Here is a 15,255-nt window from a genome sequence, read left to right as displayed (position 1 = left end):
CGACAGCAGGACGTCGAGCATCCCGATCCCCACGTACGGGAGGAGCTTACCGAGAATCAGCTCCGGCCCCTTGAGCGGCGTGGAGACGAGCTGCTCCATCGTCCCGCTCTCCCACTCCTTGGCCACCGTGAGCGAGGTGAGGAGCGCGGCGATGACCATCATGATCACGGCGATCAGGCCCGGGATGATGTAGTTGCGCGACTCGAGGTCCTCGTTGAAGAGCACACGCGACCTGACGTCGAGCGGGTACTCGGGGACCCGTACGCCAGCCCTCCCGAGGGCTTCGGCGGACGTGGCGAGCCCATACCCTCGGACCACCCCCTCGGCGTAACCGATGGCGATGGCGGCGGTGCTGGCGTCGCTACCGTCCACGAGGAGCTGGAGGGGCGTGGCACGGTCCGCTTCGGGTCTGCCGAGGTCGCTGGGGATCACGAGACCCATCAGGGCGTCGCCCCGGTCGATCGCCCTCTCGATAGCGCCGTAGCCGTCGGGCTGCCCCTTGACGGAGAAGTAGCGCGAGCCCGTGAAGCGGCTGACGATCTCACGGCTCTGAGGCGTCCGGCTCTGGTCCCAGACGAGGAGGGGCACGTTGTCGACGTCGAGCGAAAGCGCGTACCCGAAAAGTACGAGGAGAAGGAGCGGAATCGCGATACCCATCCCGAGGCTGCGCGGGTCCCGAAGGACGTGGATCAGCTCCTTGCGGGAAACGGCGAGGAGGCGCCTCGGATTCATCGCGCCACCTCCTGCGTGGCGCCTTTCGTGCTCTCCTCCTCGATGAGCGTCACGAAGACGTCTTCGAGTGTGACTCGCTCGGCTGGCGCCGCCGTCGAGACCTTCGCCTTCAGCTCCGACGGCGTGCCCAGCGCGATCAGCCGGCCGGCGTACACGAGACCCAGCCGATCGCAGTATTCCGCCTCCTCCATGTAATGGGTCGTCACGAAGACCGTCACCCCGCGGGACGACATGTCGTAGATCAGGTCCCAGAAGGCGCGGCGGCTGATCGGATCCACGCCCGACGTCGGCTCGTCCAGGAAGAGGATGGGAGGCTCGTGAAGGACCGCGCATCCGAGCGCGAGGCGCTGCTTGACGCCGCCAGACAGGGTGCCGCAACGCATCCCTCGTTGCTCCCCGAGGCCGGCCATCCGGATCACCCAGGCCTTGCGCTCGGCCCGCTTCACGCGAGGGATCCCGTAGATACCGGCGTAGAAGTCGATGTTCTCCTCCACGGTGAGGTCCTCGTAGAGCGAAAACTTCTGACTCATGTAGCCGATGTTGGCCTTGATCCCCTCGGTCTGGGTCAGGACGTCGAAGCCCGCTACGGTCCCGGTCCCTTCCGAGGGACTGAGGAGGCCGCAGAGCATCCGGATCGTGGTCGACTTCCCGGCGCCGTTGGGGCCCAGGAAGCCGAAGATCTCCCCCCGAGCGACGTCCAGGCTGATGCCGCTCACGGCCACGAAGTCGCCGAAACGCTTCGTCAGGTTTCTCAAGCTCACCGCCGGGAGGTCGTCACGCGGTGACATCGGCGGCTCCCGCTGCCCTCTGACCGAGAACGGAGATGAAGACGTCCTCGAGGGAGGGCGGCTTCTGGCGGATCTGATTGAGGACGAGACTGTCGCCCGCGAGCGCCGCCTCGATGGCGCCTGTCGCCTGGCGAGGGTCTTGCGCCACCACGTGAATGCGGTCGCCGAACAGGCCCACCGACGGCGACACTCCAGCCTTTCGCAGCGAGGCCGCCGCCGCTCTCGGCTGCTCGGCGGTCACCTCGAGAATGACGCCCTGAAGAAGCCCCTTCAGCTCGTCCGGAGTTCCCTCGGCGATGAGATGGCCCTGGTGGAGAAGGCCCACGCGCGTGCAGCGCTCGGCCTCGTCGAGATATGCGGTGGAAACGAGGATCGTGACGCCGTCCTTCTGAAGCTGATTGAGAATTCTCCAGAAGTCCCGGCGCGAGACGGGGTCAACCCCGTTCGTCGGCTCGTCGAGGAACAGGACCTTCGGCGTGTGGATCAGCGCGCAGACGAGGCCGAGCTTCTGCTTCATGCCGCCCGAGAGGTTCCCGGCGAGACGTTTCTTGAACGGCTTCATGTTCGAGAAAGAGAGGAGCTCTTCGATCCGCTCCTCCCGGCCCCGCCGGGGGACGCCGTAGATGTCGGCGTAGAAGTGGATGTTCTCGGCCACGGTCAGATCCGGGTAGAGCCCGAATCGCTGGGCCATGTAGCCGATCTCCTCCTTGATCTTCCCGGCATCCCTCACCGTGTGATGCCCGCCGACGAAGGCGTCTCCGCTCGTGGGGTCCATGCTCCCGGTCAGGAGGCGCATCGTGGTCGTCTTTCCGGCGCCATCGGGCCCCACGAGACCGTAGATCTCTCCGGCCCGGATCCGCAGGGTCAGGCCCTTGACGGCCTCGATCGGGCCGAAGCTCTTCGTGAGCCCGTTGACGTCGATGGCGTCCATCGGCTAAATCTCGGAGAGCTCGATTTCAGCGTCAGCCGGCATGCCGGGCTTCAGCTCGTGGCGTGGGTTCTCGATGTCGACCTTGAGCCGGTAGACGAGCTTCACGCGTTCCCTGGCCGTCTGGACGCTCTTCGGTGTGAACTCCGCCTCCTGGGCGATGAACGAGACACGCCCGGCATAGACCGTGCCGGCCTCCCGTCCGTCTCGATGCGGACGTGCTGGCCGAGCTTGACGCGTCCGAGGTCGGCCTCGTCGATGAATCCGCGCAGCCAGACGTTGCTCAGATCGGCCACGGTCACGACGGGGGTCCCGGCCGCCACGTGCTCCCCCGGCTCTATGTGATCCGTCAGAACGACCCCTGTCAGGGGCGAGGCGAGCGTGGCGTAGCCGAGCCGGTTCCGGGCCACGCCGTACGCGGCCTCGACCTGGCGGGCCCGCTCGCGCGCCTCCGCGATCTGCTCCTTGCGTGGGCCGTTCGTCAGGAGCACGAGCTTCTGGGAGACCTCCTGGACCTGCGCCTGGGTCGAGCGATAGGCCGCCTCGGCCACCTCGTACTCACGGGTCGAGATGACATCCTGGTCCCGGAGCTCTTTCTGCCGCCTCGCCTCGGCCTCGGCCCTGGTCGCCTCGGCCCGGGCGCGCTCGAGGGCCGCCCGGGCCTGGCCGATCTCCTCGACGCGGTAGCCAGCCGTCAGCTCCGAGAGGCGAGCCTGGGCCGCCCCCAGCTCGGCTCGTCGGAGCTCCAGCTCGTGCTCGAGCTCCGCGGTGTCGAGGGTCGCCACGACCTGTCCTGCCTTGATTTGCATCCCTTCCGAGACGAGCCGTGTCGTCGTCTCTCCGGCGATGTTGAAGCTCAGCTCGACGCTCGTGACCTCGATGTTCCCCGAGATCTTCAAGACGTTCGAGGGCGCGGCGGGACGTGACCTCAGCCCGAAGTAGAGAGCGGCCGCGGCCACCGCGACGACGATCGGAATCACGATCAGACGTTTCTTCATTGGGTCCTCCTCAGGACTGGCGGGAAGTCGGGGCCGTGCGCCGCCGGCCCGCAGCTCGGGGACGGGCTGCAGTGCGGCTCTCTTTTTCGGCCGTCGAACCCGTAGGAACGGCGAGAAGGCCGCGCAGCAGAAGGTCGGCGAGCGGGCCGGCGACGTCGCTGCCGAGGTCGGCCGACGTCCGCACGGCATCCAGCTCCCCGAGCCTTTTCATGATCGGCCGGCTCGTCGACAGGAACAACACGCTGCCGGCGACGGCGAGGTGGGTGATGGTCGGGTTCGCGACACGGAAGCTGCCCTCGGCGTGCCCTTCCTCCAGCACCTGCCGGACGATGCGAAGAATGCTGCCGATGCGCCGAAGGACCGAGTCGGGCAGGTTGCTGCCACCACCGGCAAACTCCCGCAGGATGAGGGTGGGGAGGTGCGGGTGCTCCCGGGCCACCCGAGCCAGGGTCGAGACGAAGGCGCGCAGTCTCTCCTCGGGGGAGGCCGTCGTCGCGAGCTCGACGTCCAGGGCTTCCCTGGTTCGGTCGAGGGTCTCCGAGAAGACGGCCTCGTAGAGGCGGGCCTTGTCCCCGACGTGGTAGTAGACCATCGCCTTGTTGACCCCGGCTCTCTCGGCGATGGTGTCGACCCGGGCTCCGGCGAAGCCTTCCTCAGCGAAGACAGCTGCTGCCGCGTGAAGGACCTTGCGGCAGGGTTCGCTCGCCTCGGCGCTGCAGAAGGAAGCCGGCGTCGAGGTTCGATCCGTCGTCTCTTTCCGGGTCATCCGCAGCCCTCCTAACCAATCGGTTTAACTAACCAGTTAGTTATAAGTCGTCAGGGGATGACCTGTCAAGGAGCGTTCCCGGGCGGGCCCCCCTGCCCCTCAGGGCCGCTTCGCCAGTCCGCGCCCGATCCGCCCGTCGAGGTCCCGGAAAGCGTCTTCCCGCCGCACCTTTCCCTGATCGAGATACGCCCAGTGCCCCGCGAACGCGCCGCGCTTCGGGAGGGCCTTCCCGGCTTTCTTCACGTCGCCCTCGCCTGGCGCCGGGGACGCCTGCGGCCCGAGCGCGGCGAACGCGGCGTCGAAGAGGCGCGTCCCTTCCACCTCATTCTTCTTCTGCCGCGAGGCGAGGTATCCGAGGAAATAGAGCGCCTGAAAGGAGTGGGGGTTCGAGACGAGGACTTTGCGAAACGTCCGCTCGGCGAGAGCGGCGTCTCCCATCGCAAGAGCGACCTCGCCCGAGCGCACGACCCACCCCGTCTCCTCCGTGTAGATGCCGCCCGCGCTCTCGTAGTTCTTCCGCGCCTCCGCGAGGTTGCGGAGCGGGCCGGAGGCGGGATCGGCGAGGAGGTCGCCGAGCGCCCCGTGCCCGCGCTGGCTGTGCGGCTGGATCTTCAGGAGCGCCTCGAACTCGGCCTTCGCCGCCACGCGGTCGCCTTGATCGAGAAGCAGGTTCCCGAGCGCGTACCGGCAGTCCTCGTGCCGCGGGTCGATCTCGAGCGCCTTTCGGTACGCCGCGATCGACGCGGCCGCGTCGCCCTTCGCGAACGCGGCCCGCGCCGCGTTGTACGCGTCCCAGAACGCGAGCGTCTTCGCGCGGAGATCCGGCAGCGCACGCGGCGCCGATTCGCCTTCGACGAGAAGATACGTCCGGTCGCCCGCGAGGTCGCGGAACGTCGCCGCCCCCCCCGAGGGCCAGCGGACGGTCAGGACGTCGGCCTTCGCCGCGGCGCCGAGTCCGAAGATCGCCTCCGGCGCGTTCTGCGACAGGTACGAGGAGCCCGCGCCGATCTCGCGGATCTGCTTCCTGCCGTTCGCCTCGAGGACGAGCTTCGTCCCGAAGGCCGAGCGGTTCGACTTCCGGCCCTCGCACCGGATCGCGATCCGGTGGTTCGGCGGGCCTCCCTCGGCCTTGAGGAGGACGAGCTTTCCGCCGTTCACCACGACGGCGATCTCCTCCCTGAGGTCCCCGTCCACGTCGGCGATCGCGAGGCCGCGCCCGACGCGGGGCGCCGTCAGGTCCGCGCCCGAGAGCGGCGCCATGTCCACGAAGCCCTTCTCGCCGAGGTTCCGGAAGAGTCGCATCGGCATCGGGACGAGCTTGCGCGTATCGGACGTCTCCTCGAACGTCGAGCCGTTCGAGGCGACGAGGTCGGGCAGCCCGTCGCCGTCCACGTCGAGAAACGCCGTCCCCCACGCGATGTCGTCCGTGGAGACCGGTCCGAGGCCGGTGCGCTCGGCGGCGTCCTCGAAGTCGAGCGTCCGGCTCTTCCCGCCGCCGAGCTTGTTGAGGTAGAGGGCGTTCGCCTCGGCGATCCAGTGCGTGACGAAAAGGTCGAGCGCCCCGTCGCCGTTCGCGTCACCGACGGCGATCCCCATCGCGCCGCGGTAGTCGGCCACGTGCGCCTCGTGCCCGCGATCCGAGAAGAGGCCGCCCCCCTCGTTCACGAAGAGCGCTCCCTCGGACACGTCGTTCGCGACGTAGAGGTCGGGCTTCCCACGGGCTCGTCGCGTTCCCGTCCTTCGAGACCTTCCCGGCGTCCTTCGGGTCGAAGCGGTAGTCGACGTAGCCGCAGATGTAGAGATCGAGGAGGCCGTCGCCGTCCGCGTCGCCCCAGACCGCGCCCGTGAAGAAGCCCTTGAAAGCGCCGACGCCCGAGGACTTCGTGACGTCCTCGAACGTCCCGTCGCCCCTGTTGTGGAAGAGGCGGATCCCGCCGTAGGACGTCACGACGAGATCCGGGTAGCCGTCGTTGTCGAAGTCGCCCCATGCGGCGCCCATGAACGTCCCATTGAGGTCGCCGAGGCCCGCTTCGACGGTCACGTCCGTGAACGTGCCGCCGTCGTTCCGGAAAAGGCGACAGCCTCCTTTCGCGGCCCGCACCTCCCCGGACGTCATCGTGAGAGGCCCGATCGTGTCGACGACGAAGAGGTCCCAGTCGCCGTCGCGGTCGTAGTCGCCGAAGGCGCAGCCCGAGCCCATGTCCTCGGGCAGTTGCGTCGAACGCGACCCGCCCGAGAAGTGCGAGAAATCGAGCCCGAGGCCCTTCGCCACGTCCCGGAACACGACGCCCCAGCCCGCGCCCGAGGCATCTTTCTTGAGGACGTCCGTGACGCCTTCGACGGCCGCCCCGGGCGTGTAGGGCGCGTCGTCGCCCTTCCGCGTGAACCAGAGGATTGCCGAGGCCCCGAGGGCCGCGATCCCCGCAGCCATCAGGACGCGGCGGTGGGTCCAGCGCTTCAGGGCAGGTCGCGAGGCCACGTCAGTCGACGATCTCGACCGTCGCCCGCGCCTGCGCGAGGTCCGTGATCGGCGCAGAGAGGCCCTTCCCCGGGAACAGGAAGTCGACGAGGTACTGGTCGAGCTTCCGATAGTGGAGCGTCGCGAGGATGTCGAGCTTTCCGCGCGGCGGCGCGGGAACCGTCACGTCGCGCGAGGGTTTCGAGACCGCCGGCGTGCCCGGGCAGCCGAATGCGTATTCGGCGGCGTCGGAATAGCCCGGGAAGAGGCTGCGCCGGTACCTCACGCCGACCATCTCCCAGAGGTTGTGCCGGTCGATCAGGTTCCCGTACCGGTCCACGGGCTCGGCCTTGAAGAGGAACGTGCCGGGCGGGATCATCTTCTTCTCGTCCGGCTTGCCCGACGCGAAGACGACCGTTCCCGTCTCGTCCTTCACCTCGACCTCGACCCACGACTGGATCAGGTCGAGCGGCCCGGTCGGATAGTCGTGCCCGACCTTGTTCGACGTGATCACGACGCGCAGCCTCAAGGGTTCGCCCCGGCGCGCCTTCTGCGGGACGTCGAGGTCGAGCGAAACGACCGCACCCTTGGCCCACTTGCCTTCGATCTCCGGGATCTCGATCTCGCCCTTGAGCCACTTCTTGACGAGGTCGACCTGCTCCTCACCCCCCTCGAGCTTCAGGAGCGTGGGCATGTACTGGTTCGCCCCGAGGAACCGGTGGCTCCGGTGCTTGCCGTCGGTCGCCGTCCGGTTGTAGTCGGCCGTGTCGCCCGAGCCAGGCTCGGGGCCGTCGAGGAGCGGCATGTGGCACTCGCGGCACTCGACGGTCTTTCTCGCGTCCTTCGGGTGGTTCCACTTGCTCTTGCGCCAGTTGTCGAACTGGTTCTGGAGCTGGACCCAGCCGAAGTTGTTGACCTCCTGGTCGACGAACTGCTTGTGGCAGGCGGCGCAGTACTCCGGCGTCTTGTAGAGGCGCTTCGAGAGGGTGTCGACGTGGTGGTCCGGGTAGCTCCGGATCAGGAAGTACGACGCGAGCTTCAGAGGCGCGCTCTTCGAAGTCTCGAAGAGGTAGCGCCTCGGAGGCTTCACGACGTAGTTCGCGTTGCCCTGCACGTCGGTCTTCGACGGCGTGGCAGGACAGGCACGAGATTCCCTCCTGGAAGCCGAGATCTTCCGTGAGCTTCTCCTTGAAAACGACCTTGGCGCCCGAGAACAGGGAGATCGGATCGTGGCACCCGCCGCAGTAGCGCGTGGACTCCGGCCCGTTCTGCTTGCCCATCTCCTCCTGAACTCTCTGGAACGCCGGGTCGAGGGCGGCCCAGCGGTGCGCCGAGACGGACCACTCCGCATAGATCGCCGGGTGACAGCCGGCCGCGCCGCAGGACGCCGAGCCCGCGAGCGCCTCGGGTGCGAGAGCGCGATTCGACTCGGTCCGCGCGAGGCTCGGCGCGAACGGCCGGTCCTGCCCGTAGGGCATCCGGTAGTCCTTCGGGAAACGCCCGGCCGTCTTCGGGCCGTCGTAGAGCAGGCTCGCCGGGAACGCGAGGAGCAGCGCGACCGCCGGAGCGCCGAGGAGCGCCACGACGTAGCCGCGGCGCGCGGCAGAGAAGGCCTCCGGGGCCGTCCCCTCGGCCGCATTCCTCTTTCGAAGCGGCCAGAGATGCGCGAGGAGGAGGACCGCGAGCGCGACCGACGGGATGAGATGGAGAGTTCGAACGAGAGGCGGCACCCGGTCCGAGAAGAGAGCGAGAGCCGTCACCCAGAGCCCGGTCCCCTCCGCGAGCACGATCGCTCCGAGGCCGCAATAGCCGAGGACCTTCGAGGGCGTCAGCGCGTCGGCGCGGTACTCGAGGTAGTGGCGCCAGAGGTAGAGCCCGACCGGGACGAGCGACAGGAAGCCCGCCAGCGTGTGGAGGAGGACGGTCCACTCGAGGACGGGTGAGAAGCGGATGAGCCGGAGCGGCAGGCCGCTCACGACGAGGTAGACGAGGAGTCCCGCAGCGATCCGGGAGAGAAGGCCGGACCAGCCGCCGGTCCGGGTGGCCCGGCCTGTCGCGGAATCGTTCATCGAGTTCACCTCAACGGATGACATTGCAAGGAGGCCTCCGGGCTGGGGTTATGAAGTGACTATCTTGGAACAGGCAGTTCGATCACCTGATTCAAATGCATCATTGAGGAAGCGGCCGCGCCGAGCCGCGAGCGCGCTCGAGGAGGGGCGGCCATGGACCTGAGGCCGGGCCCTCTCGCGCCCGGCATTCCCGTCAGGGCGTAAACGTGTTCGCGACGAGCGGCTTCACGTTCGCCTGGGGCACGTGACACGCCGTGCAGACGAACCGGCTCCCCGCGATCTCGGCGCGCTTGACCGTTGGAGCGTTCCTCAGGTCGACGTAGTGGCTCGCCGGAATCGGGACCGGGCCGCCCGGCTCCGGCTTGTCCAGCGCGTGGCACGTCAGGCAGCCGTTGTCGGCGCGCGTGATCGGGAGAAGGCCGTCGACCGTGTGCGGGATGAGCGGAGGCGCGGAAGCGAACGGGCGCGGCAGGACCTTGCCGTCTCCTGGGTCCTTCGTGACGTACTCGAACGACTTCGGAACGGGAACGCCCGTGACGGGCGACTTCTGGAGGCCGAGCGACACGTCGGCGACGCCGGCGAGGGGCCTCTTGTGGTGCGAGGCGGGAGCAGCGAGGAGGGCGAGCAAGCGGGCAAGGGCGCCGGCGAGGACGGCGGCGAGGAATGCGGTCGCCACCCTTCGTGACCTTGACGGCGCACTTCTTGAAGTCGATCTCCTTCGAGATCGGGCACGTCGCGTCGAGGGTGACCTTGTTGATGAGGATCGACTCGTCGAACCACGGCACGTAGACGAGGCCGCGCGGCATCTTGTAGCGGCCCGCGGTCTCGACGGCCACCTGGATCTTCCCGCGGCGGGACTCGATCCACGCGACGTCGTTGCGCTTCAGGCCGCGCGAGGCGGCGTCCTTCTCGTGGATGTAGAGGAGCGCGGAAGGCATGGCGGCGTGGAGCTCCGGGACGCGCCGCGTCATCGTGCCCGAGTGCCAGTGCTCGAGGACGCGCCCCGTGCAGAGCCACAGGTCGTAGACGGAGTCCGGCACCTCGGCAGGCGCCGCGTACGGACGGAAGAAGATCTTGGCCTTGCCCGCGAGGGACACCTTTTCGGGGCCAGCCGGTTTCTCGAGGTCGCCCTTCGGGAGCGCCTTCATCGCCTTGCCGTAGAAATCGAACCCGCTGCCCTTCTTCGCGTACGGGTCGTACGTCTCGTTGAAGCGCCACGGCGTCTCCTTGCCGTCGACGACGGGCCACCGGAGGCCGCGCACGTCGTCCGCGAGGTACCGGTCGAAGGGCGCGAGGTCGTGCCCGTGGCCGCGCCCGAAGCCCGCGTACTCCTCGAAGAGAGCCTTCTCGGGGAACCACGCCGCGCCGAGCTGGGCGGCCGTCGCGTTCGCGTGGCCCTTCGCGACCGGGTCCGGCCAGAGGAACTTCTTGCTGGCAGCCGTCGCGAAGAGAACGTCGTAGAGCGTGCTGTCGGGCGTGTAGCCCATCTTCACGGCGTCGTCGAGAATCGAGGGGAGCTTTCCGTCGGTGAAGCCCTCGGCCTTGAGGCCCGGGAGGGGCTGCTCGCCCCAGACCTCGCGGAGCTTGAAGCGCTTGGAGAACTCGAGGATCTGCCAGACGTCGGTCTTCGCGTCGCCCGGCGCGGGGACCTGCTGCCGCCAGAGCTGAGTGCGGCGCTCGGAGTTGCCGTAGCCGCCCCACTTCTCGAAGATCATCGCGCTCGGCAGGATCAGGTCGGACACCTTCGCGCTGATGCCCGGGTAGGCGTCGGAGACGACGATGAACGTGCCCGGCTGGCGGGCGGCCGCGAGCCAGTGGTTGTTGTTCGCGGTGGACTGGAACGGGTTCGTGACCTGGATCCAGAGCCACTTGAGCTTCCCGTCCTCGAGGTCCCGCATCATTTCCGTGATGTGGCTGCCGACCTTCGGGTTGATCGTCTTCTGCGGGAGCTTCCAGCGCGCCTCGGCGGCGGCCCTGTGTTCCGGGTTGTCGACCGTCATGTCGGCGGGCAGGCGGTGCGAGAACGTGCCGACCTCGCGCGCCGTGCCGCACGCGGACGGCTGGCCCGTGAGCGAGAAGGCGCCGCTGCCCGGCTTGGCCTGCTTGCCCGTGAGGAGATGGGCCATGTACGCCTGTTCGTTGACCCACGTTCCGCGCGTGTGCTGGTTGAAGCCCATCGTCCAGAACGACACGACCTTCCTCTTCGGGTCGGCGTAGACGTCGGCGAGCTGCTTGAGCTTTCGCGCGTGCTCCTCCAGCGGCTCTTCCGAGTTTCCCTTCGTGAGCGCGGCGACGAAGTCGAGCGTGTAGGGCTCGACGGCCTTCTTGAAGTCCTCGAACGTGATGAGCCAGTGCAGGCCCGCCTTCGCGGCGTCCTTCTGGGGCCGCGTGTGCGTGACGGAGGGATCGAGGCCGCGGCCGATCGCTTCCTCCTTCGTGAGGACGACGGTGCGCTCGCGGTCTCGCGTGTCCTTCTCGGCGGCGGTCGCGTGGTCCTCGCCCGGGCGCATCCCGAACCCGATGTCCACCGTCCCCGCCGCGAAGACGCAGTATTTCTCGACGAAGTCCCGGTCGACGGCGCCGCGGGTGACGATCTCGCGCGCGATGTAGTTCCAGATCGCGAGGTCCGTGTTCGGCTTGAAGAGGATGTCGGTGTCCGCGCCGGCCGACGTCGGCGTCGTGTACGTCGTGAGGTTGAGGATCCGGTACTCGGGGCGCGCGAGGCGCGTGTCGATGATGCGCGACCAGAGGATCGGGTGCATCTCGGCCATGTTCGAGCCCCAGGTCACGACGGCGTCGGTCTTCTCGATGTCGTCGTAGCAGCCCGAGGGCTCGTCGATGCCGAACGTCTGCATGAAACCGGTGACCGCCGACGCCATGCAGTGCCGCGCGTTCGGGTCCAGGTTGTTGCTGCGCCAGCCGGCCTTCACGAGCTTCACGGCCGCGTAGCCCTCCATGATCGTGTACTGACCCGAGCCCATCACGCCGACGCCGCTCGGGCCGAGCTCCGTGTGGACCCTCTTGAACTGCGCCTCCATCTCCTGGAACGCGCGCTCCCAGCTCACCGGGAAGAAGTCGCCGTTCTTGTCGAACTTGCCGTCCTTCATCCGGAGGAGCGGCTTCACGAGGCGGTCCTCGCCGTAGAGGATCTTCGCGTTCGCGTAGCCCTTCACGCAGAGGAGGCCGCGGTTCACGGGCGCGTCCGGGTCGCCCTTCACGGCCACGACGCGCTCCGCCTTCGTCCCCACGAGGATTCCGCAGCCGGTTCCGCAGAAGCGGCAGACGCTCTTGTCCCAGGCCACGCCGTCGCCCGCGGCCGCAGTTCCGGCGGCCGCGAGGGCGTCTTCGGCGACCGGAATTCCGGCGGCGGCGGCCGCGGCGAGCGCGGCGCTGCGCTTGAGAAGCTCCCGGCGAGTCTGGGTCTCGTTCATGTTCCCTCCGCGTCTTCCTCGAGATCCCCGAAGTAATGGCAGACGAGCTCGGCCGACAGGAGACCCGGCAGCGCCTGGATGCGCCTCAGGCCGGCTTCCTGTTCGTCCGTCGTCTCCGATTCCTGCGTCAGGACGATGCGGCCCGCGTCGGTGTCCGTGAACTGGACCTCGACGCCGGGCATCGCCGCGAGCCGCTGCACGCACCCTGCCACGCCGGAAGGGGCGACACGCACGACGATGCTCGACACGTTCACCGCGCGAGGAATCTTAGTCCCGGAAGGAGGGGTCGGATATGACGGTCGTCATGTGCCGAAGTTCACCCGGGGCCCTACATTGACGGCGTGCCCGTGAAGTCGAGCCGGGGCTTTGCCGTCCTCCCGGTCCCCCTGACCCTCGTCGCCGCTGCTGCCGGACTCGCCATCGGAGTCGGGGGATATGCCTTCTGGTACGCGAAGGGCTCGTCCTACATGGGAAACGACCCGGCCACGTGCGCGAACTGCCACGTGATGAGCGCGCACTACGCTGGCTGGCAGGCCGCCCCGCACCACGATGTGGCGACCTGCAACGACTGCCATACGCCGGCAGGCCCCATCTCGAAGTACCTCGTGAAGGCCTCCAACGGCTGGCACCACTCGTTCGCCTTCACGATGGGCGGATTCCCGGACGTCATCCGGGCCCGGCCCGAGAGCTCGGCGGTCGTCGAAGCCAACTGCCGCCGCTGCCACTCCGACCTCGTCGACTCGATGACCCAGGGCGGCGACGTCTCCTGCGTCCGCTGCCACGCCTCGGTCGGCCACCAGCGCTGACACGCGACACCACCCGAGAAGGAGCACCTCATGTCCGCAGAGAACGCCGAGCCCGGGAAGAAAAAGAGCGGGCTCCTCATCGCCCTCGTCGCGGGCGCCTTCGCCCTCGGAGCGCTGGGCGCCGCCGCCCTGCTCGTCAACATCGCCGAGAAGAAGCAGGAGGCGAAGAACTCCACCGTCAGGCTCGCCGAGGTGACGGAGAACGACGTCGACCCGGCCAAGTGGGGCACGAACTGGCCGCGCGAGTACGACGGGTACAAGCGCACGTCCGAGCCGTCCCACACGAAGTACGGCGGGGGCTACGGCGGAGCCGAGGGCGTCGTGCCGCCCCAGAAGGCGGCGCGCGACCCGTGGCTGACGCGCATCTTCGCGGGATACCTCTTCGCGGTGGACTACCGCGACCGGCGCGGCCACGCCTTCATGCTCTTCGACCAGGAGAACACGAAGCGGAACGTGCAGGCCGAGGGGAAGCAGTCGGGCAACTGCATGCACTGCCACGCCTCGATCATGCCGCTCTACCGGAAGCTCGGGAAGGACGCGGCCCCGCAGGCGAGCGAGGCCGAGCAGCTCCAGAAGGGCCTCGCCGCGGTCGGCGACATGAGCTACTGGGACGCCCACAAGCAGCTCGAGCAGCTCACGGGCAAGGTCCACCCGGTGTCCTGCGTCGACTGCCACGACCCGAAGTCGATGGAGCTGCGCGTCACGCGGCCGGCGTTCGTCGCGGGCATCCAGAAGCTGGCGGCGTCGAAGGCCGCCGTCCCGCACCTCCCGAGCATCGAGCGCTGGCGCAGCGGCGACCGCGCCCGGCCGTACGACCCGAACGTGGACGCGACCCGCCAGGAGAAGCGCTCGTACGTCTGCGGCCAGTGCCACGTCGAGTACTTCTGCGGCAAGGGCACGACGATCTTCTTCCCGTGGGCCGAAGGCCTCAAGGTCGAAGACATGGAGAAGCAGTACAACTCCATCGAGGTCAAGGGCGCGCGCTTCAAGGACTGGACGCACGCGGAGACCGGCATGGAGGTCCTCAAGGCACAGCACCCCGAGTTCGAGATGTGGAGCCAGGGCATCCACGCCCGCAGCGGCGTCGCGTGCGCCGACTGCCACATGTCCTACCGCCGCGACGGCGCCCAGAAGATCTCCGAGCACTGGGTGAGGAGCCCCCTCCTCTCGGCGAACCGCTCCTGCGCCACCTGCCACCCATACAGCGACGAGGAGCTCAAGAGCCGCGTCGAGGCCATTCAGGACCGCCACTTCGCCCTCATGTCGCGCGCGGGCCAGGCGGCCGTCGCCATGATCGACGCGATCGTCGCCGTCCGGAAGCCGTACGACGACCAGAACCGCCCCGCGGCCGCCGCGAAGGCGAAGGAGACGCTCGAAAAGAACGCGGACTTCGCGAAGCTCGGCAAGGAAGACCAGGACAAGAAGCTGGCCGCCGAGACGAAAGCCAACCTGCTGGCCGCGTGGCGGGCCGTCGTGGACAAGGATCCGGCCATCAAGGAGCTGGGGGAGCTGCAGCGCGCCGCTCAATGGCGCCTCGACATGGTGGCCGCCGAGAACTCGATGGGCTTCCACGCTCCGCAGGAGATGGCCCGCATCCTCGGGGAGTCGATCGACATGTCCCGCCAGGCCCAGGTCAAGGCCGGCGAGGTCCTGCACGGCAAGGCGGTGAAGACGGCATCCCGGTAGCCGCCGCCCGCCCTGATTCATCTGCTCCATGCGCGGACGGCCGCGCGGACCCACCTTCCCAACGGAAGCAGGCGCGCCGAGCGCGCCGCCAAGGAGGGTCCATGCGCGTACAGGACGTGATGACCCCGCACGTGAGGACGATCAGCGCCGCCGAGTCCGCGGAAACCGCCTATGCCAGCATGAAGGCGCTGAACGTCCACCATCTCGTCGTGCGTGACGACGAGGCCGCTCTCGTCGGCATCGTGTCGTCCCACGACCTCGGAGCCGCGAAAGAGGACGGGTTCCGCCGCAACCACCGCGTGGCGGAGGTCATGTCGACGAACGTCGTCACCGCCGACCCGGAAATGTCCATCCGCCAGGCCGCGAACCTCATGCGCGGCCGAAGCATCGGCTGCCTTCCGGTCGTCCAGCCCGGCCGCACGCCGCACCTCGTCGGCATCATCACGACGTCCGACCTCCTCGAGGTGCTCGGCCACGGCGTCGACCGCCCGACGCACCCCGAGCGCAGGGTCCTGAAGGCCCGCGCGCCGCGCACCGAGCCCAAGATCAAGCGGATGCATTGAGGTTCCGGCCGCTGGGCGGCCGAACGCTGA

The 15,255-nt window shown here is 68.4% G+C and carries 12 protein-coding genes and 2 pseudogenes; 3 read left to right on the top strand and 11 right to left on the bottom strand.

The annotated features are described in order from the left end of the window. The 11 genes and pseudogenes from IPL89_14650 to IPL89_14600 all read right to left on the bottom strand — a co-directional run. On the bottom strand, positions 1-732 hold a 732-nt coding region (locus IPL89_14650), incomplete at its 3' end, for an ABC transporter permease (GenBank protein MBK9064412.1). Further along, positions 729-1,520 carry an ABC transporter ATP-binding protein gene (locus IPL89_14645; GenBank protein ID MBK9064411.1) on the bottom strand — a complete coding sequence of 264 codons (792 nt, stop codon included), beginning with the start codon at positions 1,518-1,520 and terminating at the stop codon, positions 729-731. The genes IPL89_14650 and IPL89_14645, both read right to left, overlap by 4 nt. After that, entirely contained in the window at positions 1,507-2,451 is a 945-nt protein-coding gene (locus IPL89_14640) for an ABC transporter ATP-binding protein (GenBank protein MBK9064410.1), read from the bottom strand. The genes IPL89_14645 and IPL89_14640 overlap by 14 nt, the downstream gene beginning before the upstream one ends. A 3-nt stretch (positions 2,452-2,454) precedes the next feature. Continuing rightward, positions 2,455-3,446 (bottom strand): annotated as a pseudogene (locus IPL89_14635) (efflux RND transporter periplasmic adaptor subunit). Positions 3,447-3,456: 10 nt separating this feature from the next. After that, on the bottom strand, positions 3,457-4,212 hold the full coding sequence (locus IPL89_14630; GenBank protein MBK9064409.1) for a TetR/AcrR family transcriptional regulator: 756 nt from the start codon (positions 4,210-4,212) through the stop codon (positions 3,457-3,459). Positions 4,213-4,311: 99 nt separating this feature from the next. Next, positions 4,312-5,898, bottom strand: a complete 1,587-nt coding sequence (locus IPL89_14625; GenBank protein ID MBK9064408.1) for a VCBS repeat-containing protein — start codon at positions 5,896-5,898, stop codon at positions 4,312-4,314. Then, positions 5,789-6,691, bottom strand: a complete 903-nt coding sequence (locus IPL89_14620; GenBank protein ID MBK9064407.1) for a VCBS repeat-containing protein — start codon at positions 6,689-6,691, stop codon at positions 5,789-5,791. The genes IPL89_14625 and IPL89_14620 overlap by 110 nt, the downstream gene beginning before the upstream one ends. Before the next feature lie 641 nt (positions 6,692-7,332). Further along, positions 7,333-8,739: a hypothetical protein gene (locus tag IPL89_14615; GenBank protein MBK9064406.1), complete on the bottom strand. Its 1,407-nt coding sequence runs from the start codon at positions 8,737-8,739 to the stop codon at positions 7,333-7,335. A gap of 193 nt (positions 8,740-8,932) precedes the next feature. Then, on the bottom strand, positions 8,933-9,415 hold the full coding sequence (locus IPL89_14610) for a nitrate reductase cytochrome c-type subunit (GenBank protein MBK9064405.1): 483 nt from the start codon (positions 9,413-9,415) through the stop codon (positions 8,933-8,935). Position 9,416: 1 nt separating this feature from the next. Then, a pseudogene (napA, locus tag IPL89_14605) lies at positions 9,417-12,170 on the bottom strand (nitrate reductase catalytic subunit NapA). Next, a complete protein-coding gene (locus IPL89_14600) occupies positions 12,167-12,424 on the bottom strand; it encodes a chaperone NapD (protein ID MBK9064404.1) in 258 nt (85 codons plus the stop codon). The pseudogene napA and the gene IPL89_14600 overlap by 4 nt, the downstream one beginning before the upstream one ends. Before the next feature lie 93 nt (positions 12,425-12,517). Here IPL89_14600 and nrfH point away from each other — a divergent pair, with 93 nt between their 5' ends. The 3 genes from nrfH (at position 12,518) to IPL89_14585 (ending at position 15,225) form a co-directional block, all read left to right on the top strand. Continuing rightward, on the top strand, positions 12,518-12,976 hold the full coding sequence (gene nrfH / locus IPL89_14595; protein MBK9064403.1) for a cytochrome c nitrite reductase small subunit: 459 nt from the start codon (positions 12,518-12,520) through the stop codon (positions 12,974-12,976). A gap of 30 nt (positions 12,977-13,006) precedes the next feature. Continuing rightward, a complete protein-coding gene (locus IPL89_14590; protein ID MBK9064402.1) occupies positions 13,007-14,662 on the top strand; it encodes an ammonia-forming cytochrome c nitrite reductase subunit c552 in 1,656 nt (551 codons plus the stop codon). Between the two features lie 101 nt (positions 14,663-14,763). After that, positions 14,764-15,225 carry a CBS domain-containing protein gene (locus tag IPL89_14585; GenBank protein ID MBK9064401.1) on the top strand — a complete coding sequence of 154 codons (462 nt, stop codon included), beginning with the start codon at positions 14,764-14,766 and terminating at the stop codon, positions 15,223-15,225. The last annotated feature ends 30 nt before the right edge of the window (positions 15,226-15,255 follow it).

It is taken from the genome of Acidobacteriota bacterium (genome assembly GCA_016716715.1).
In the GTDB taxonomy this organism is placed as follows: Bacteria; Acidobacteriota; Thermoanaerobaculia; order UBA5066; family UBA5066; genus Fen-183.
Note: the sequence above shows the minus strand (reverse complement) of the source record. Positions and strands in the feature narration are given on the sequence as shown.

What these genes read in the sequence shown, in the direction of transcription:
- IPL89_14645 (MBK9064411.1), bottom strand. Translation starts at nt 1,520, where the DNA reads ATGTCACCGCGTGACGACCTCCCGGCGGTGAGCTTGAGAAACCTGACG.
- IPL89_14640 (MBK9064410.1), bottom strand. Translation starts at nt 2,451, where the DNA reads ATGGACGCCATCGACGTCAACGGGCTCACGAAGAGCTTCGGCCCGATC.
- IPL89_14630 (MBK9064409.1), bottom strand. Translation starts at nt 4,212, where the DNA reads ATGACCCGGAAAGAGACGACGGATCGAACCTCGACGCCGGCTTCCTTC.
- IPL89_14615 (MBK9064406.1), bottom strand. Translation starts at nt 8,739, where the DNA reads ATGAACGATTCCGCGACAGGCCGGGCCACCCGGACCGGCGGCTGGTCC.
- IPL89_14590 (MBK9064402.1), top strand. Translation starts at nt 13,007, where the DNA reads ATGTCCGCAGAGAACGCCGAGCCCGGGAAGAAAAAGAGCGGGCTCCTC.
- IPL89_14585 (MBK9064401.1), top strand. Translation starts at nt 14,764, where the DNA reads ATGCGCGTACAGGACGTGATGACCCCGCACGTGAGGACGATCAGCGCC.